The organism is Klebsiella sp. G-Nf4, assembly GCF_002810615.1.
GTDB classification, from domain to species: Bacteria; Pseudomonadota; Gammaproteobacteria; order Enterobacterales; family Enterobacteriaceae; genus Klebsiella; species Klebsiella variicola.
This window is the reverse complement of record NZ_PION01000007.1, coordinates 88,863-107,801: the sequence shown is the minus strand read 5'-3', so window position 1 is coordinate 107,801 and position 18,939 is coordinate 88,863. Positions and strand designations below refer to the sequence as shown.

Sequence of the window (18,939 nt, the reverse complement as noted above, 5' to 3'; positions counted from 1 at the left end):
CGCCCGCCGGGTAGTGCTACTGTTCATCTATCGCTCAATCCACTGGACGGATGAACATGAAAAAACCAACCTCCACGCCCCATGACGCCGTGTTTAAGACCTACCTCTCCCATCCCGATACCGCCCGCGATTTCCTGCAACTGTATCTGCCCGAAACGCTGCTTAAAGTATGCGATCTGCGTACGCTGCATCTCGAGTCGGGGCATTTTGTCGAAGACGATCTGCGTCCCTTTTATGCCGACATTTTGTATTCCCTGAAAACCACGGCGGGAGACGGCTATATTTATGCGCTTATCGAACACCAGAGCACGCCCGACCGGCATATGGCCTTTCGTCTGATGCGCTATGCCATCGCCGCCATGCAGCGTCATCTCGATGCCGGTCACGCTCGTCTGCCGCTGGTGATCCCTGTCCTCTTCTATCATGGTCAGGTAAGCCCCTACCCGTTCTCACTGCGCTGGCTCGATGAATTCACCGCCCCGGAGCTGGCCAGTCGTCTTTATCACGAAGCGTTTCCGCTGGCGGACATTACCGTCATTCCGGATGACGACATTGCCACCCACCAGCGCATGGCAACGCTGGAGTTACTGCAAAAACATATTCGACAACGCGATCTGGCGCAGCTCCTCGACAAACTGGGCGAATTATTATTGACTGAACTGGCGACGGAATCGCAGGTACAAGCCCTGATGCACTATCTGGTACAGGCAGGCAATACGCGCGAGCCGGTCAAGTTCATTCGCGAACTGGCGTTACGTACGCCGCAGCATAAGGAGACGTTGATGACGATTGCGGAATATCTCGAGCAACAGGGACTGGAGCGGGGACTGGCGCAGGGGCGACAGGAAGGCCGACAGGAAGGCCGGAAAGAAGAGGCACTGCGTATCGCCGCCGCCATGCTACACAGTGGCCTGGCGCGCGATCTGGTCGCTCATCTGACCGGACTGACGGAGCAGGAGCTGGCCCCACTGGCGGACTAGAGCTTAAGGATCTCTTTCACGAAGGGGATCGTCAGCTTGCGCTGGGCGGTAATCGAGGCATGATCCAGCTGATCGAGGGTCATAAACAGCGAGCGCATCTCGCGATCCAGCCGCTTCAGCAGGAAGCGGCACACGTCTTCCGGCATCTCGAAGCCGCGTAATCTGGCGCGCAGCTGCAGCGCCTGCAGTTTGTCTTCATCCGACAGCGGCTGCAGCTTATAGATCTGCCCCCAGTCCAGCCGCGAGGCGAGATCCGGCAGACCAAGATTTAACTGCCGCGGTGGCCGATCGCCGGTGATCAGCAGTCGGGTTTTGCCTGATTCCAGGATCCGGTTGTAGAGATTAAAGATAGCCATTTCCCAGGGCTCATCCCCGGCAACGCATTCAATATTATCAATGCAGACCAGCGCCAGCTGTTCCATCCCCTCCAGCACCTCCGGCACAAACCACGTCCGTTTATCCAGCGGCACGTAGCCCACCGCATCCCCGCGCTGGGAAAGCTCGGCGCAGGCGGCGTGTAACAGGTGGCTGCGACCTGCCCCTTCACGTGACCAGATATAAATGTACCCGCTGTGTTCCTGCCGCAATACGTTCTGGAGGGCAGCAAGTAGGGAAGGATTATCACCCGGCCAGAAACTCGCGAAGGTTTCGTCGTCAGGAAGATACAGTGGCAAAGAGAGCTGTGCCGGTGCGTTCAGATGGACCTCAACATAGGCTTACAGAAAAACGCGGAGAGTTTACCACAGATTTAGGTCAGGAGAGAACCGGGCGGGATCGCCGCCCGGTCAGGAGATCGTTATTTAGCCTCTTCGCTATCAGCGGCGTCGAGGACCACCTCTTCCGGACGCAGGACGCTGATAAGCTTGAAAATCAGGCTGAGCGCGATGCCCACGATGGTCGCCAGCGCCATCCCTTTCAGCTCAGCAGCACCGATGTGCACTTTAGCACCGCTGACGCCGATGATCAGGATCACGGAAGTGAGGATCAGATTCTGCGCTTTGCTGTAATCCACCTTCGATTCAATCAGTACACGGATCCCCGAGGCGCCGATCACCCCGTACAGCAGCAGCGAAACGCCCCCCATCACCGGTACCGGGATGATCTGGATAGCCGCCGCCAGTTTGCCAACGCAGGAGAGCAGAATCGCAATGATCGCCGCGCCGCCGATAACCCAGGTACTGTAGACCCGGGTAATCGCCATCACGCCGATATTTTCACCGTAGGTGGTGTTGGGCGTCGAACCGAAGAAACCGGAGATGATCGTCGACAGGCCATTGGCAAACATCGAACGATGCAGGCCCGGGTCGCGGATCAGATCGCGTTTAACGATATTGGCGGTCACCACCAGGTGCCCCACGTGCTCGGCAATCACCACCAGCGCGGCAGGCAGAATGGTGAAGATGGCGAACCACTCAAAGCGCGGCGTGTAGAAGGTTGGCAGGGCGAACCAGTGCGCTTCGGCAATCGGGGTGGTATCGACCACGCCCATCACAAACGACAGCGCATAGCCCACCAGCACGCCGATCAGGATCGGGATAATCGCCAGGAAGCCGCGGAACAGCACGGAACCAAACACCGTCACCCCCAGCGTCACCATCGAAATAATGATGGTTTTGCTGTCAGGTGATTGGCCATCCGCCGGCAGCAGCCCGGCCATATTGGCCGCCACGCCCGCCAGCTCGAGGCCGATAACCGCCACAATGGCGCCCATCGCCGCCGGCGGGAACATCACATCCAGCCAGCCGGTACCGGCTTTTTTGACAATAAAGGAGACGATGCAGAACAGCACGCCGCACATAATAAAACCGCCCAGCGCCACTTCGTAGCCCAGCGGCAACAGCAGCAGCACCGGGGAGATAAAAGCGAAGCTCGATCCCAGATAAGCGGGAATTTTTCCTTTACAAATAAAGAGGTACAACAGCGTACCGATGCCGTTGAACAGCAGGACGGTGGCCGGGTTAATGTGGAACAGAATAGGCACCAGTACCGTTGCGCCAAACATGGCGAACAGATGTTGCAAACTAAGCGGGATTGTCTGTAAAAGCGGCGGTCTTTCACTCACCCCGATGGCACGGCGCGTCATAGTGTATTCCTCTGAGAGTCGTCTGTTATTTGCTGTGGATTACTTTTATTCAAAAAAAAGCCGACTCTCAAAGTCGGCTTTTTTCGCGGTATGTTTTATTTCGTTCCAAAAATCTTGTCGCCGGCATCGCCGAGACCGGGAATGATATACCCGTGTTCGTTCAGCCCCTTATCGACAGAGGCGGTATACAGCTCAACGTCCGGGTGGGCTTTCTCCAGCGCGGCAATCCCTTCCGGCGCCGCTACCAGTACCAGCACCTTAATACTGGTGCAGCCGGCGTTTTTCAGCAGATCGATAGTGGCGATCATCGACCCACCGGTTGCCAGCATCGGGTCAACCACCAGCGCCATACGCTCATCGATGTTGGACACCAGCTTCTGGAAGTAAGGTACCGGCTCGAGAGTCTCTTCATTACGATAGATACCGACCACGCTAATGCGCGCGCTGGGGACGTGCTCCAGCACCCCTTCCATCATGCCAAGGCCTGCGCGGAGGATAGGCACAACGGTAATTTTCTTGCCCTTGATCTGCTCAACTTCCACTGGGCCATTCCAGCCTTCGATGGTCACTCTCTCGGTCGCCAGATCGGCGGTGGCTTCATAAGTCAGTAAGCTGCCCACTTCTGAGGCGAGTTCACGGAAGCGTTTGGTGCTGATGTCGTGCTCGCGCATCAGGCCCAGCTTGTGTTTGACGAGTGGGTGTTTGACTTCCACAATCTTCATTCTCTTTCTCCTCTGAGGGGCAGCCACAAAAAAAATCGCGGGATTATACCGCTTTTTGCGGATTGTGCCATACCCATCTTGCTTGACGTATATCAAGCAAAGTGATTTAGAGACAAAAAAACCGGAGGCGAGGCTCCGGCTTGGGTGCGGGGTGCAGTCCATACGCTTACGCGGGCCTACGAGTATTGTAGGTCGGTTAAGCGTTAGCGCCACCCGACGACGACAGGTTCTCCCCGTTGCTGGCAATCACCTGTTGATACCAGGCAAACGACTTTTTCCGGCTGCGAGCCAGCGAGCCATTGCCTTCATTATCTTTATCGACATAAATGAAGCCGTAGCGTTTTTTCATTTCCCCCGTGCCGGCGGAAACCAGATCGATACAGCCCCACGGGGTGTAGCCCATCAGATCAACGCCATCCTCGACTACTGCCTTTTTCATCTCCGCGATATGAGCGGAGAGATAATCGATACGATATTGGTCATTGACGCTGCCGTCCGCTTCACGGACATCGATCGCGCCAAAACCGTTTTCGACAATAAACAGCGGCAGTTGGTAGTGGTCCCAGAACCAGTTCAGCGAATAGCGCAGGCCGACCGGATCAATCTGCCAGCCCCAGTCCGACTTTTTGACGTACGGGTTGGAGACCAGGCTGGTGGTTTCATCATAATCAAGCAAGGGGTTGTCTTCAGTGGCTTTGGTAGCGAATGACATATAGTAGCTAAAGCCAATGTAGTCGACACAGCCCTCGGTTAACGCCTGGCGATCGGCTTCGGTGATATCCAGGGTAAAGCCGCGGCGGGCAAAATAGTTGAGCAGATGCTGCGGATAGTGGCCGCGCACGTGAACGTCGGTAAACCAGTAACGGCGGTGCATGGCGTTCATCGCCATCATCATATCGTCCGGCGCGCAGGTCAGCGGATAGATGGGACACATAGCGATCATGCAGCCAATCTGCAGTGCAGGGTTAATCTCGCGCGCCGCTTTCACCGCCAGGGCGCTGGCCACCAGCTCATAGTGCGCAGCCTGGTACATCACCGGCTCCCGGTCTTCACCCGGCAAATATCTCAGACCAGAGTTGGTGAAGGGGGCAAAGTCCTCATGGAAGTTGGCCTGGTTGTTGATCTCGTTAAAGGTCATCCAGTACTTCACTTTATGTTGATAGCGGGTGAAAACGACCCTGGCAAAGCGCACGAAAAAGTCGATCAGCTTCCGGTTGCGCCAGCCGCCGTACTCAGTGACCAGGTGATAAGGCATTTCAAAATGCGACAGCGTAATCACGGGCTCAATGCCGTGTTTCAGGCATTCGTCGAACAGATCATCGTAAAACTTCAGGCCAGCCTCGTTGGGCTCCAGCTCATCACCCTGCGGGAAAATACGCGTCCAGGCAATCGAGGTGCGAAAACATTTGAAGCCCATCTCGGCAAACAGCGCCAGGTCCTCCGGATAGCGATGATAAAAATCGATCGCCTCATGGTTAGGGTAATTTTTCCCCGCCACCACGCCGTCGGTAATTTCACGCGGCACGCCGTGGGCACCGGCGGTCATCACGTCCGCCACGCTGATCCCCTTGCCGCCCTCCTGCCAGCCGCCCTCTAACTGATGCGCCGCGACCGCGCCGCCCCACAGAAAACCTTTTTTAAATCCGGACATAGTCTCTCCCTAATGTCGATCGTCGCCAGGCGAACGATAGTGCTGATTGAAATGGTAAACCGCGCCAATCAGGCCGGCATCGTTGCCGTGACTGACGGTATCGAGATAGTCGGCAATGCCGAACCAGGCCAGATGCTCCTGTAGCAGCGCCAGAAATCCTGGACGTTCCACAATGCCGCCGCCGATAAAGATGGTCTGCGGATCGAAGATATTGACGAGGTTATAAAGGCCATGACCCAGGCCATTGAAGAACTCAGCGACCAGGCGCTGACAAACCGGGTCGCCGGCGTCATAGCGGTCAAAAATCATTTCGCCTGTCACGCTGTCCAGCGGCGCACCGATATGTTCCGCATAGCGATGGCGTAGCACTCGCAGGGTGCAGTTCTCATTCATCGAATAGCGACGAGGATCGCGCCCGCCGGGACGGTCGGTGAGCATGTAACCGAACTCACCGGCGCGAAAACGCGCCCCGTGAACCAACTGATGATGGCAATAAATCGCCCCGCCAATGCCTGTGCCAATGGTGAGTACCAGAAAATTGGCCATTTCCGCCGCTTTGCCCTGCCAGCGCTCGGCCAGCAACACACAGTTGGCATCATTTTCAACTGAGACCGGCAGTCCGGTCCGGGCTTCAAGCCATGCTTTCATGGCGAAGTTATCAAATCGACGAATAGCGCCGCCCATGGTGATAAAGCCGCTGTGCGGATCAACATAACCCGGCGCGCTGATGGCTACCCCTTCACACGACGGGTGGGCCGCCAGCCACGACAGCATTGCCTGTAAAATATGATCGCCATCGCTGTCATTGATCGACTGCTTCGCGCTTTCCAGCAGCCTGCCGTCGCGGGTCATCACGCCCATTTTTAATGCGGTGCCACCAATATCGAATGCCGCAATTTTCATTCATCCCTCTCCTGACCAGCGTCAATCACCGGAAAAATGCGTGGCAAACCAACACAGAAACCGGTTTCAGTCGTATGATGAGGATTCCTTTACGCTGAGGCAAGCACAAGACTGTACCCGGTTTCATTTTCGTGAGCAGTATCAAATTTGACCATCCATCCGCTGTTTCACGCCGACTGTAAAGCAGGCTCGCAAACGTTTGCTTTCCCTGTTAGAATTGCGCCGATTTTTCTTGCTTACCGCAAACGCGTGGAGACTTCGCAGTGACCGACAAAACCTCTCTCAGCTATAAAGATGCCGGCGTGGATATTGATGCAGGCAACGCTCTCGTCGACCGTATTAAGGGCGTGGTGAAGAAAACCCGTCGCCCGGAAGTGATGGGGGGACTGGGCGGATTCGGCGCGCTGTGCGCACTGCCGCAGAAATACCGCGAGCCGGTACTGGTCTCCGGCACCGACGGCGTCGGTACCAAGCTGCGTCTGGCAATGGATCTGAAGCGTCACGACACCATCGGTATCGACCTGGTCGCCATGTGCGTGAACGACCTGGTGGTTCAGGGTGCTGAGCCGCTGTTTTTCCTGGATTATTACGCCACCGGTAAACTGGACGTCGATACCGCGGCCAGCGTCATTAACGGCATCGCCGAAGGCTGCCTGCAGTCCGGTTGCGCGCTGGTGGGCGGTGAAACCGCAGAAATGCCGGGGATGTACCACGGTGAAGATTACGACGTAGCGGGTTTCTGCGTCGGGGTGGTGGAAAAATCAGAAATCATCGACGGCAGCAAAGTGGCCGACGGCGACGTGCTGGTGGCGCTGGCGTCCAGCGGCCCGCACTCTAACGGCTATTCACTGGTGCGTAAGATCATTGAAGTCAGCGGTGTCGACCCGCAGACTACCGACCTTGACGGCAAACCACTGGCCGACCATCTGCTGGCGCCAACCCGCATCTATGTGAAATCAGTGCTCGATCTGATCGCCAGCGTTGACGTTCACGCCATCGCCCACCTGACCGGCGGCGGTTTCTGGGAAAATATTCCGCGCGTGCTGCCGGATAACACCCAGGCGATCATTGATGAGTCCTCCTGGCAGTGGCCGTCCGTCTTCAACTGGCTGCAAACCGCCGGTAACGTCAGCCAGCATGAAATGTACCGTACCTTTAACTGCGGCGTGGGGATGGTTATTGCCCTGCCGGCTGCAGAAGCAGACAAGGCCATTGCCCTGCTGAACGAGAAAGGTGAAAACGCGTGGAAAATCGGTTATATCAAAGCTTCCGATTCCGAACAGCGTGTGGTCATTGCATGAAAAACATCGTGGTGCTGATTTCCGGTAGCGGCAGCAATTTGCAGGCGATCATCGACGCCTGCGGCCGTAAACAGATAAACGGTACCCTGCGTGCGGTATTCAGTAATAAGGCCGATGCGTTCGGTCTTGAGCGCGCGCGCGCGGCCGGCATCCCGGCCCACGCGCTGGCGCAAAGTCAGTTTGCCGACCGGGAAGCGTTCGATCGGCAACTGATGCATGAAATCGACGCCTATGCCCCGGATCTGGTGGTGCTGGCGGGCTATATGCGTATCCTTAGCCCGGCGTTCGTCAGCCACTATCAGGGACGTCTGCTGAACATCCATCCTTCGTTACTGCCGAAGTATCCTGGCCTGCATACGCATCGTCAGGTGCTGGAAAACGGTGATGAGGAGCATGGGACCTCGGTGCACTTCGTCACCGATGAGCTGGACGGCGGTCCGGTTATCCTGCAAGCCAAGGTGCCGGTCTTCGCTGGCGACAGCGAAGATGAGGTGACGGCGCGGGTTCAGGCCCAGGAACATGCCATTTATCCGCTGGTCATCAGCTGGTTCGTTGATGGGCGTCTGCGCATGGCAGGCAACCACGCCTGGCTGGATGAACGACAACTTCCGCCCCAGGGCTATGCCGCTGAAGAATGAACAACAGCCCCGCCTGTCCCTGTCGCGGGGCTTTTTTTTATTAAAATTGTTTATTAATCAAACATCTCACAGAAATAATTCTTCTTACTGTCATATAGTTGTGACACAGTAAATCGCTATGCAGAAAAATTCGTCATAATAGTCTACGTCCTGTGAGTAAAACGGAGTGTGAGCGGTAATGGGCCAGGAAAAGCTATACATCGAAAAAGAACTCAGCTGGTTGTCTTTTAACGAGCGCGTGCTGCAGGAAGCGGCGGACAAGAGTAACCCGCTGATTGAGCGCATGCGCTTTCTGGGGATCTACTCCAACAACCTTGATGAATTTTACAAAGTGCGCTTCGCTGAGCTTAAGCGGCGGATTATTATCAGTGAAGAACAAGGCAGTACCGCCCATTCTCGCCATCTGTTAGGCAAAATTCAGGCCCGCGTTCTGAAGGCCGATCAGGAATTCGATAGTCTGTACAACGAGCTGCTGCTGGAGATGGCGCGTAACCAGATCTTCCTGATCAACGAGCGCCAGCTGTCTGTCAATCAGCAGGCCTGGCTGCGCAACTACTTCAAACAGTATTTGCGTCAGCATATCTCGCCGATTCTGATTAACCGCGAAACGGACCTTGTGCAGTTCCTGAAAGATGATTACACCTATCTGGCGGTGGAGATTATCCGCGGGGAAAACATCAACTATGCCCTGCTGGAAATTCCGTCAGACAAAGTGCCGCGCTTCGTAAACCTGCCGCCGGAAGCGCCTCGCCGCCGTAAGCCAATGATCCTGCTGGATAACATCCTGCGCTACTGCCTGGATGATATCTTTAAAGGCTTCTTTGATTACGATGCGCTGAACGCCTACTCGATGAAAATGACCCGTGACGCCGAGTACGATCTGGTGCATGAGATGGAGTCGAGCCTGATGGAGCTGATGTCTTCCAGCCTCAAGCAGCGTCTGACCGCCGAGCCGGTTCGCTTCGTCTACCAGCGCGATATGCCGGATGCGATGGTCGAAATGCTGCGCGATAAGCTCTCCATCTCCAACTACGACTCGATGCTGCCGGGCGGCCGCTATCACAACTTTAAAGACTTTATCGGCTTCCCGAACGTGGGCAAGGCGAATCTGGTCAATAAGCCGATGCCGCGCCTGCGTCATCTGTGGTTTGATAAATTCCGCAACGGCTTCGACGCCATTCGCGAACGCGACGTGCTGCTCTACTATCCCTATCACACTTTTGAGCATGTGCTGGAGCTACTGCGTCAGGCCTCGTTCGACCCCAGCGTACTGGCGATCAAAATCAACATCTACCGCGTGGCCAAGGATTCGCGCATCATTGACGCGATGATCCACGCCGCCCACAACGGTAAAAAAGTCACCGTGGTGGTAGAGCTGCAGGCGCGCTTCGATGAAGAGGCGAACATTCACTGGGCGAAACGCCTGACGGAAGCGGGTGTCCACGTTATCTTCTCCGCGCCGGGTCTGAAGATCCACGCCAAGCTGTTCCTTATCTCGCGTAAAGAAGGCGATGAGGTGGTGCGCTACGCCCACATCGGTACCGGTAACTTTAACGAGAAGACCGCGCGGATCTACACCGACTATTCGCTGTTAACCGCCGATGCGCGCATTACCAATGAAGTCCGCCGCGTGTTTAACTTTATTGAAAACCCCTACCGCCCGGTCAGCTTCGATTACCTGCTGGTGTCGCCGCAGAACTCGCGCCGTCTGCTGTATGAGATGATCGATCGCGAGATCGCCAATGCGCAGAACGGGCAGCCCTCCGGGATTACGCTGAAGCTGAACAACCTGGTGGATAAAGGGCTGGTGGACAGACTGTACGCCGCCTCCAGCTCCGGCGTGCCGGTCAATCTGTTGATCCGCGGCATGTGCTCGCTGATCCCTGGACTGGAAGGTATCAGCGAGAATATCCGCGTCATTAGCATCGTTGACCGTTTCCTCGAGCACGACCGGGTCTATTGTTTTGAAAACGGTGGCGATAAACAGGTCTGGCTCTCCTCTGCCGACTGGATGACGCGTAACATCGATTACCGTATTGAAGTTGCTGCCCCGCTGCTCGACCCGCGTCTGAAACAGCGAGTGCTGGATATTTTTGATATCTTGTTCAACGATACGGTAAAAGCACGCTATCTTGATAAAGAACTGAGTAATCGCTATGTGCCGCGCGGCAATCGCCGTAAAGTACGCGCACAGATGGCGATTTACGATTATCTCAAATCACTCGAACAACCCGACTAACCTATGCCAATAAACGAAATAACCCCTCGGCCGCAGGAATTCGCTGCGGTCGATCTTGGTTCGAACAGTTTTCATATGGTGATCGCCCGTGTCGTCGATGGCGCCATGCAGATCATTGGACGCCTGAAACAGCGCGTGCATCTGGCCGATGGCCTTGATGAAAACTCGGTGTTGAGCGAAGAAGCGATGACCCGCGGGCTGAACTGCCTGTCGCTGTTTGCTGAACGTCTGCAAGGGTTCTCCCCTTCCAGCGTCTGCATCGTCGGGACGCATACGCTGCGTCAGGCGACCAACGCGGCGGAGTTTCTTAAACGCGCGGAAAAAGTGATCCCCTACCCGATCGAGATCATCTCCGGCAATGAAGAAGCGCGCCTGATTTTTATGGGCGTTGAGCATACGCAGCCAGAGCGCGGTCGTAAGCTGGTGATCGATATCGGCGGCGGTTCGACCGAGCTGGTCATCGGTGAAGATTTTGAACCCCGCCTGGTGGAAAGCCGTCGCATGGGCTGCGTGAGCTTCTCGCAGGCCTACTTCCCTGGCGGGACAATCAATAAAGAAAATTTCCAGCGAGCTCGCCTGGCGGCGGTACAAAAACTGGAAACCCTGGCCTGGCAGTTCCGTATTCAGGGCTGGACCGTGGCGCTGGGCGCCTCCGGCACCATTAAAGCTGCGCAGGAAGTGCTGGTGGCCATGGGTGAGAAGGACGGGTTTATTACGCCGGAACGCCTCGAAATGCTGGTCAGTGAGCTGCTGAAGCATAAAAACTTCGACGCGCTCAGTCTGCCTGGCCTTTCTGAAGATCGTAAAGCGGTCTTTGCCCCGGGGCTGGCGATTCTGTGCGGCGTGTTTGACGCGCTAGCCATTAAAGAGCTTCGTCTGTCCGATGGCGCCCTGCGTGAAGGCGTGCTGTACGAGATGGAAGGCCGCTTCCGCCACCAGGATATTCGTAGCCGCACGGCGCAGAGTCTGGCGAATCAGTACAACATCGATCGCGAACAGGCACGCCGGGTGCTGGAAACCACCACCCATATGCTGGAACAGTGGCAGGAACAGAACCCCAAGCTGGCTAATCCGCACCTTGCGGCGCTGTTGAAGTGGGCGGTGATGCTCCATGAGGTAGGGCTGAATATCAACCATAGCGGTATGCATCGCCACTCGGCCTACATTCTGCAGAACAGCGACCTGCCGGGCTTCAACCAGGAGCAGCAGATGCTGATGGCCACCCTGGTGCGCTATCATCGCAAAGCGATAAAACTCGACGACCTGCCGCGCTTTACGCTGTTCAGGAAAAAGCAGTTTCTGCCGCTGATCCAGCTGCTGCGCCTGGGCGTGCTGCTGAATAACCAGCGTCAGGCCACCACCACGCCGCCGACGCTACGGCTGCAGACGGAAGCTCACCACTGGACGCTGACCTTCCCGCACAACTGGTTTAGCCAGAATGCGTTGGTGCTGTTGGATCTGGAAAAAGAGCAGCAGTACTGGGAAGGTGTGCCGGAATGGCTGCTGAAGATTGCTGAAGAAGAGCCAGACGCCTGAGCCGCGCTCCTGAATATTCTCCAGGCCGGGCCATCGCGCCCGGCTTTTTTCCGCTTCAGGCAGTCATCCCCTCCGCTAGCTGCGCCAGTGGCACCGGTACGCCGATATCGTAGCCCTGCAAATAATCGATCCCCAGCGCGATAACCGCCTGGCGTATCTCCGGCGACTCGACATATTCAGCCACCACCTGCATGTTCTTCATGCGCGCCAGACGACAAATAGAGTCCACTACCTGATAATCGAGGCTGCTGGCAAGCAGATTGCGAATAAAGCTGCCGTCGATTTTAAGAATGTCGACGTTCATCGTTTTTAACCGGGCGTAGCTGGCGTAACCGGTACCAAAATCATCGATCGCCACCCGGCAGCCCAGCGCCCGCAGATGCTCTAATGTCTGACAGACCAGCTCAGGGTTACTGAGCGCATAGTTCTCGGTCAGCTCGAAAATAATCTGCCATGGCTCAATGTTGTACGTCTGCAGCAGCGCCTCGACCTCCTGAGGAAACTGGCTGCGGCTCAGCGAGACCGGAGAGAGATTGATCGCCAGCCGCAGACCGGGCAGTGCCTCGCGGTGGGTATCCATAAAGGCCAGCGTGTGCTCAACGACCCACTGGTCGACGCGGGTGGAGAGGCCAAACTCGTGCGCCACTGGCAGGAACGCGTTTGGCCCCGTCAGTTCGCCTGATACCCCTTCCATCCTCAGCAATACTTCATGGTAGTTATCGCCGCGGATGCCCTGAATAGGTTGCGCCATCAGGACAAAATGGTCTTGCTCCAGCGCCTTCAGGATGCGATTCATCATCACCACTTTATCTTTCAGATCCTGCTGAACATGGCCGGCGCCGCGGCGCTGCATATTCTCTGGATGGCCGCTGGCCAGCGACATGTCGGCAATCGTGTTTAGTTCGCCAAGCAGCAAATACAGATGCTTGACCGGTGAGCGAACGTTGCAATAGCTCATGCCGATCCGCGGCTGCAGCGGGACGCCATCCCAGTGAAAACGGAACTGTCGGAGGGAGCGGTCGATTAAATGAATGCGCGCCTGATGCCCTTCGCTGTTAAGGCGAAAAACCAAATCATGGCCGGCAAGGTGATACACCGCTTCGTTGGGCTGCAGCAACGCACTCAGGTGGTTCGCCAGCATTTGCTTATACTGAATGCGTAACAAAACCCCGTAGTGGCGCCCCAGCAGTTCCAGCTCAGGAATGCGCAGAAAACAGAGCGTCGACCAGCTCGTGCCATTGAGCGCACGGCTCAGCGCCCGCAAATTAGGCATATGTACGACCGGGTCGAGGAAAGCCATTTGCCGGACGCGAGCGTAGATCAGACGCTGCTGTGTTGCCAGCATCGCCGTGTAGGCGACAATAAACGAGAACACCAGATAGCTTGACGAGGTGATCGCCAGTTGGGTGTTATAGCTCGGATAAACCGGTAAGTAACGGTAATGAAAATGGATCACAGCGATCAACACCGGCGTCCAGATCAGCGAGATAAAACGATAGCCAAAACGCATGGCTCCCCAGAGCATGACCGGCATAAGTAATGATAACGTATAATTCGTGCTAAATATGGTGCTGGTATCATTAAGTGGCATCAATAATAGACCCAGCAGCAGGATTAATATCGCCGCCCAGCAAATGATTTCAATGGTTTTTATTTTTGGATCAATTTGTAAGCGAACCTGAGAAATAAATCCGCGAAAATGAAAAGGGTTGCGTATTAAACGCAGCAGAAAATAACACAGCGGCACGCCCGTCAGACACCCCACCATCAGCGCCTGAAAGGTGATTAACGAACGTAAACTGAAGGGCGTAATACCCGTCATCTCCGTCGTACGCGGATGCAGTCCCAGGTATTCAGCGATCTGTGACAGAATCAGAAAAATGACCGAGGGGAGTAGCATTTGCCAGAACAGACGATGCGGCATCAGTTTGACGTTACCATGCGAGACCTGCTGGCGCCGGGGGACAAAGATCCGATACCCACCCCAGCACAGCACGCAGGGAATGAGAAAATGAAACAGCACGCCGATAGCCTGCTCGGGCGTCATTCCTCGGGCCAGCGTGAGCAGCAGGCCAATGATGATACCCGGGATCGCCGCCCAACCGAAAAACATCATCAGGCTGAGTACCAATGCCAGGGGAAGATAATAGAGAAATACCATGTGACCATTCAGCATGGTGTAGGTATTCGCCAATCTGGCAAGAGGTAATAACAGCGCAGGCAGGACAAGCGGTAAAGCCCACCACTTGTCGCGATATTGTTGATAGTATTTTAATAAATTCATAGGTGCTCTACAGGGAACCTCTGCTCCTGCGAGGCATATTCAGGCAGGCATCCAACCACCCCATGCTGACCGCATAAGTAATAACGATACGGTAATGTCCGCTGATTTTAGTGGTCAAGAAAATAGGGCTGTTGATATAAATCAACAAATACTGACGCTAACATTAATAAAACTTATTTTTTTACCTTTTTATCGCTAATAAAGTGAGCATGTAAATACGATGATTATCTTATATAACATTAATTAATGTTTTCACTGCGGCACTTTTACATCTGCATCAATTGACCCCAGCTCGTTCCTGTGCCTTAATACCCCCATCGCCCATCTTCGGGTATACTTCAAGGAACCTTTTGTGAGTCAGGCACCCAGTATGCGTAAACGACATCGATTTAACCGTCGCATGACCCGTATCGTACTGCTTATCAGCTTTCTCTTCTTCTTTGGACGCTTTGTCTACTCCTCCATCGGCGCCTGGTACCATCACCAGGATAAAAAAACGTCGCAGGAGTCTTCACTCACCGTCGAGCCCTCAGCCCGCGAGTAATTCTTTGATTCTGATACAGGAAGCACCACACTCCGCAGTCAGAGCGACCTGCGGCTGATGTCCTGCCTTTGATACAGTCGTTTTGCCGTCGGCGATTTATAAGCGCACGGCATGCAGCAGGCGCAGCATTTCCGCGATACCTTTTGTCACAATTTTGTCCTGACGCATGACTACCGCCAGCTGTCGATATAGCCGCGGCGCCAGCGAGTGCACGCTTAATCCGTCGCGATCCTCCTCCTGCTCCACCGCCATGCGGGGCACGATGCTGTAGCCCAGTCCTGCCCGCACCATCCGTTTAATCGCCTCGATGCTGCCCAACTGCATCACCGGCGTGACCGCCAGTCCCGCCGAGCGGAACCAGCGGTCAATCAGATCCCGGGTGCCGCTGCCGGCTTCGAAGGCAATGAGCGGCAGCGCCTGCAGCTCGGCAGGGGTACAAACCGCCGACATCGCTGCTTCGTGGCGAGCATGGATAACCACGAACTCCTCGTCAACCACTGAGGTCACTGCCAGACTGCGTCCCTGTACGGGCAGGGTAACCAGTCCGAGATCGAGGCGGTTTTCCTCCACCGCCCGGACGATATCCAGCGTGTTGCCGGTGGTCACCCCCACCGTCAACAGCGGGTGCTGTTGACGAAGATGCTGCAGCAGCGGTGGGAGAAGATGAATGCAGGCCGTCGCCCCGGTCCCTAACGTCAATGACCCATTAACTTCCTGACTGAATGCGCTGACCGACTGCACCGCGCTATTCACCGCCCGATCGATCTGCTCACTGTGGGCCAGCAATGCCATTCCCGCCGCCGTCGCCTTGATCCCGCGTCCGGTGCGCTCCAGCAACCGGATCTGTAGAAACTGCTCCAGCTGACGCACCTGCAGGCTGACGGCAGGCTGGGAGATCCCCAACGCATCGGCGGCGGCTGAAAAGCTGCCGCGTTGTACGACCAGCCGGAAGGTCGCCAGGTTTCCCAGGTTCAGTGTTGTCATGCAAAGTTTCTCTTATACCGCGCATAAGGTGGCCGCTATGCCAGAACAATAGCCTGCCGGGTATGCTCAGGACAACTGCCTTAACGGAATGAAAACCATGGAAACGCCAGCTATTCCCCGACGCCTCGCCTTCACCGCGGGCGGTCAGCAACTGATCAACTGGGGGATCTCTTTTTATATGCCCGGCACCTTTGCCCAGGCCATCGCTGCCGACAAGGGGTGGACGTCACCGCAGATCTATCTTGGCCTGACGCTCGCCATGCTGATGATGGCCGTTGTTTCTCCGTTCGTCGCCAGACTGCTGGCTCGCTTTGGCGGGCGGCACGTGGTCACCAGCGGAACCTTACTGATAGCCGTCAGCTGCGCTGTCATGGCCTGGTGTCCTTCACTTGCCGGCTGGTACGGCGCCTGGCTGCTGACCGGAATTGGCATGCGGCTCTCGCTGTATGATGCGCTGTTCGCCGCGGTGGTGAATCTGTACGGCCAGCAGGCGCGGAAAACCATTTCCCACATTACTCTTGCCGGCGGCCTGGCTTCGGCCCTCTTCTGGCCGCTGGGCGAAGCGTTATTAACCGTCATGTCCTGGCAGGATGCCCTGCGGATCTATGCGCTGTTTGGCGTACTGAGCGCCTGTCTGAGTTATCAGTTGCCGCGCCAGCGACTCAGTACATCGGTGAAAATGATAGCCCCAACGACGACAGCTGAGGGCGATCGGCGTAACGGAGTGCGTTACGCGATCTTTATTGCGCTGATCACCTTCATCTCCAACGGTACCTCCACCCATCTGCCGGAGTTTATCAGCCACTTTGGTCTGCCGGTTGCCGTCGGTATGCTGTGGGGGTTTGGCCAGACCGGCGCCCGGCTGGGGGAAGTGCTGGCCGGTCCCCGGGTCACCCCACTCACGCTGACGCGTTTTACTGCGCTCGCCATGCCGCTCTGTTTTCTCCTTGGATTGAGCAGCACGGCTTATGCCGGGTTCGCAGCCGGGTTTGTGCTGGGCTATGGCGCGATTAACGGGCTGGTGACGATTGTCAAAGCGACGCTACCGCTGGCGCTGTTTAGCGCAGAAAGCTATGCCAGCCGCACCGGTATCCTGCTGATCCCCGGGCAACTGATGGCGGCTGCCTCACCCTTTGCCTACGCATGGCTGAACCACCGGCTGGGCATTATCGGCGGAATGTGGGTGTCCACCGGGTTAACGCTGATCGTTGCCGGACTGGCGCTGGCGATGGTGCGTGGGGCGGGCAAGGCACAGCCGGGCAAACTTCCCACACTCCACCCGGCGGCGGCAAAAAATGGGCCAGCTGAACATCTGCCGGAACCGTAAACGGGGAATTCACAGCCCCCCTGCCAGATAGCGTCCAGGGATGATGGGATTGAGGAGAGGCATAAAGTAAAAAACCCTCTGTAAAAACAGAGGGTTTCGTTTCATTCAGCTAACGCCGGGGATTATTCCCACTCAATCGTTGCTGGCGGCTTACCGCTGATGTCATACACCACGCGGGAGATACCGTTCACTTCATTGATAATGCGGTTAGAGACGCGGCCGAGGAAATCATACGGCAGGTGCGCCCAGTGCGCGGTCATAAAGTCGATGGTTTCCACCGCACGCAGGGAAACGACCCAGTCGTATTTACGGCCATCGCCCATTACGCCGACGGAACGAACCGGCAGGAACACGGTAAACGCCTGGCTCACTTTGTTGTACAGGTCAGCTTTGTGCAGCTCTTCGATGAAGATAGCGTCCGCACGACGCAGCAGGTCGCAGTACTCTTTCTTCACTTCGCCCAGTACGCGCACGCCGAGGCCCGGGCCCGGGAACGGGTGACGGTAGAGCATATCGTACGGCAGGCCCAGTTCCAGACCGATCTTACGCACTTCGTCTTTGAACAGCTCACGCAGCGGCTCAACCAGCCCCATCTTCATCTCTTTCGGCAGGCCGCCCACGTTGTGGTGAGATTTAATGACGTGTGCTTTACCGGTAGCGGAAGCGGCAGACTCGATAACGTCAGGGTAGATGGTACCCTGCGCCAGCCATTTGACGTCGTCCAGCTTCAGCGCTTCTTCGTCGAACACTTCCACGAAGACGCGGCCAATGATTTTACGTTTCGCTTCCGGATCGTTCTCGCCTTTCAGCGCGTCGAGGAAGCGCTGCTCGCCTTCGACGTGAACAATGTTCAGACCAAAGTGGTCGCCAAACATGTCCATCACCTGCTGCGCTTCATTCAGACGCAGGAGGCCGTTATCCACGAATACGCAGGTCAGGTTTTTGCCGATGGCGCGGTGCAGCAGCATCGCGGTCACGGAGGAGTCCACGCCGCCGGAGAGGCCGAGTATCACTTTGTCATCGCCAACCTGCTGGCGGATACGCTCGACGGCGTCGTCGATGATTTTCGCCGGGGTCCACAGCGCTTCGCACTGGCAGATGTCGCGCACGAAGCGCTCCAGCATACGCATCCCCTGACGGGTGTGGGTCACTTCCGGGTGGAACTGCACGCCGTAGAAGCGTTTTTCTTCGTTGGCCATAATGGCAAACGGGCAGTTGTCGGTGCTGGCGACGGTGACGAAGTCAGACGGGATGGCGGTGACTTTGTCGCCGTGGCTCATCCACACGTCCAGCAACGGTTTGCCGTCCGCGGTCAGGGAGTCTTCGATACCGCGCACCAGCGCGCTGTCGTTAACCACTTCAACCTGCGCGTAGCCAAACTCACGCTCGTTAGAACCTTCCACATGGCCGCCCAGCTGCATCGCCATGGTCTGCATGCCGTAGCAGACGCCAAATACCGGCACGCCGGCTTCAAACACATACTGCGGCGCGCGCGGGCTGTTCTCTTCGGTAGTACTTTCCGGGCCGCCGGAAAGAATGATGCCGCTTGGATTGAATTCGCGGATCTGTGCTTCTGTGACATCCCACGCCCACAGCTCACAGTAGACGCCCAGCTCACGCACGCGACGCGCCACCAGCTGAGTATACTGAGAGCCGAAGTCGAGAATGAGAATGCGATGTTTATGAATGTTTTCCGTCATTGACGCTAATTCCGAGGCAAGTGAAACAGAGTAAATAAATCGCCCGA

14 protein-coding genes and 1 pseudogene are annotated in these 18,939 nt (G+C 56.2%); 7 read left to right on the top strand and 8 right to left on the bottom strand.

From position 1 onward, the window contains the following. The first annotated feature begins 56 nt into the window (after positions 1-56). Positions 57-980, top strand: coding sequence for an Rpn family recombination-promoting nuclease/putative transposase (locus tag CWM57_RS15565; RefSeq protein ID WP_100631849.1), 924 nt, complete (start codon positions 57-59; stop codon positions 978-980). On the opposite strand, the gene CWM57_RS15560 is transcribed toward CWM57_RS15565, so the two are convergent. The 5 genes from CWM57_RS15560 to bglK all read right to left on the bottom strand — a co-directional run bounded on the left by CWM57_RS15560 (position 977) and on the right by bglK (position 6,339). Further along, complete coding sequence (locus CWM57_RS15560; protein ID WP_020947395.1) at positions 977-1,678, bottom strand: DnaA inactivator Hda; 702 nt, start codon at positions 1,676-1,678, stop codon at positions 977-979. The genes CWM57_RS15565 and CWM57_RS15560 overlap by 4 nt on opposite strands. A gap of 98 nt (positions 1,679-1,776) precedes the next feature. Beyond that, entirely contained in the window at positions 1,777-3,063 is a 1,287-nt protein-coding gene (uraA, locus tag CWM57_RS15555; RefSeq protein ID WP_061153689.1) for a uracil permease, read from the bottom strand. A gap of 95 nt (positions 3,064-3,158) precedes the next feature. Continuing rightward, entirely contained in the window at positions 3,159-3,785 is a 627-nt protein-coding gene (upp, locus tag CWM57_RS15550) for a uracil phosphoribosyltransferase (protein WP_061153688.1), read from the bottom strand. A gap of 196 nt (positions 3,786-3,981) precedes the next feature. Next, the gene (locus CWM57_RS15545; RefSeq protein WP_100631850.1) at positions 3,982-5,436 is read right to left on the bottom strand and encodes a 6-phospho-beta-glucosidase; all 1,455 of its coding nucleotides are present in this window, start codon (positions 5,434-5,436) and stop codon (positions 3,982-3,984) included. 9 nt (positions 5,437-5,445) lie between these two features. Beyond that, complete coding sequence (gene bglK / locus CWM57_RS15540) at positions 5,446-6,339, bottom strand: beta-glucoside kinase BglK (protein WP_100631851.1); 894 nt, start codon at positions 6,337-6,339, stop codon at positions 5,446-5,448. 263 nt (positions 6,340-6,602) lie between these two features. On the opposite strand from bglK, the gene purM reads away from it, so the two are divergent. The 4 genes from purM to ppx all read left to right on the top strand — a co-directional run bounded on the left by purM (position 6,603) and on the right by ppx (position 12,053). Next, positions 6,603-7,640 (top strand): phosphoribosylformylglycinamidine cyclo-ligase, encoded by a 1,038-nt coding sequence (purM, locus tag CWM57_RS15535; protein WP_008803825.1) that lies wholly within the window; start codon positions 6,603-6,605, stop codon positions 7,638-7,640. Next, positions 7,637-8,278 (top strand): phosphoribosylglycinamide formyltransferase, encoded by a 642-nt coding sequence (purN, locus tag CWM57_RS15530; RefSeq protein WP_012540904.1) that lies wholly within the window; start codon positions 7,637-7,639, stop codon positions 8,276-8,278. The genes purM and purN overlap by 4 nt, the downstream gene beginning before the upstream one ends. 178 nt (positions 8,279-8,456) lie before the next feature. After that, positions 8,457-10,517 carry a polyphosphate kinase 1 gene (gene ppk1, locus CWM57_RS15525; RefSeq protein WP_002913838.1) on the top strand — a complete coding sequence of 687 codons (2,061 nt, stop codon included), beginning with the start codon at positions 8,457-8,459 and terminating at the stop codon, positions 10,515-10,517. Positions 10,518-10,520: 3 nt separating this feature from the next. Next, a complete protein-coding gene (ppx, locus tag CWM57_RS15520; protein ID WP_008803823.1) occupies positions 10,521-12,053 on the top strand; it encodes an exopolyphosphatase in 1,533 nt (510 codons plus the stop codon). Positions 12,054-12,108: 55 nt separating this feature from the next. On the opposite strand, the gene CWM57_RS15515 is transcribed toward ppx, so the two are convergent. Then, positions 12,109-14,337 (bottom strand): EAL domain-containing protein, encoded by a 2,229-nt coding sequence (locus tag CWM57_RS15515; protein ID WP_100631852.1) that lies wholly within the window; start codon positions 14,335-14,337, stop codon positions 12,109-12,111. Between the two features lie 370 nt (positions 14,338-14,707). On the opposite strand from CWM57_RS15515, the gene CWM57_RS15510 reads away from it, so the two are divergent. After that, positions 14,708-14,881 carry a YfgG family protein gene (locus tag CWM57_RS15510; RefSeq protein WP_064774528.1) on the top strand — a complete coding sequence of 58 codons (174 nt, stop codon included), beginning with the start codon at positions 14,708-14,710 and terminating at the stop codon, positions 14,879-14,881. Between the two features lie 96 nt (positions 14,882-14,977). Here CWM57_RS15510 and CWM57_RS15505 read toward each other — a convergent pair. Next, positions 14,978-15,890, bottom strand: a pseudogene (locus CWM57_RS15505) (LysR family transcriptional regulator). A gap of 72 nt (positions 15,891-15,962) precedes the next feature. On the opposite strand from CWM57_RS15505, the gene CWM57_RS15500 reads away from it, so the two are divergent. After that, a complete protein-coding gene (locus CWM57_RS15500) occupies positions 15,963-17,192 on the top strand; it encodes an MFS transporter (RefSeq protein WP_100631872.1) in 1,230 nt (409 codons plus the stop codon). 122 nt (positions 17,193-17,314) lie between these two features. Here CWM57_RS15500 and guaA read toward each other — a convergent pair whose 3' ends face one another. Beyond that, positions 17,315-18,892, bottom strand: a complete 1,578-nt coding sequence (gene guaA, locus CWM57_RS15495; protein ID WP_008803811.1) for a glutamine-hydrolyzing GMP synthase — start codon at positions 18,890-18,892, stop codon at positions 17,315-17,317. Between the last annotated feature and the right edge of the window lie 47 nt (positions 18,893-18,939).

Bases quoted from the DNA above. Each gene is read 5' to 3' on its own strand.
- CWM57_RS15565 (WP_100631849.1), top strand. From the start codon at position 57: ATGAAAAAACCAACCTCCACGCCCCATGACGCCGTGTTTAAGACCTAC.
- uraA (WP_061153689.1), bottom strand. From the start codon at position 3,063: ATGACGCGCCGTGCCATCGGGGTGAGTGAAAGACCGCCGCTTTTACAG.
- upp (WP_061153688.1), bottom strand. From the start codon at position 3,785: ATGAAGATTGTGGAAGTCAAACACCCACTCGTCAAACACAAGCTGGGC.
- CWM57_RS15545 (WP_100631850.1), bottom strand. From the start codon at position 5,436: ATGTCCGGATTTAAAAAAGGTTTTCTGTGGGGCGGCGCGGTCGCGGCG.
- bglK (WP_100631851.1), bottom strand. From the start codon at position 6,339: ATGAAAATTGCGGCATTCGATATTGGTGGCACCGCATTAAAAATGGGC.
- purN (WP_012540904.1), top strand. From the start codon at position 7,637: ATGAAAAACATCGTGGTGCTGATTTCCGGTAGCGGCAGCAATTTGCAG.
- ppk1 (WP_002913838.1), top strand. From the start codon at position 8,457: ATGGGCCAGGAAAAGCTATACATCGAAAAAGAACTCAGCTGGTTGTCT.
- ppx (WP_008803823.1), top strand. From the start codon at position 10,521: ATGCCAATAAACGAAATAACCCCTCGGCCGCAGGAATTCGCTGCGGTC.
- CWM57_RS15515 (WP_100631852.1), bottom strand. From the start codon at position 14,337: ATGAATTTATTAAAATACTATCAACAATATCGCGACAAGTGGTGGGCT.
- CWM57_RS15510 (WP_064774528.1), top strand. From the start codon at position 14,708: ATGCGTAAACGACATCGATTTAACCGTCGCATGACCCGTATCGTACTG.
- CWM57_RS15500 (WP_100631872.1), top strand. From the start codon at position 15,963: ATGGAAACGCCAGCTATTCCCCGACGCCTCGCCTTCACCGCGGGCGGT.
- guaA (WP_008803811.1), bottom strand. From the start codon at position 18,892: ATGACGGAAAACATTCATAAACATCGCATTCTCATTCTCGACTTCGGC.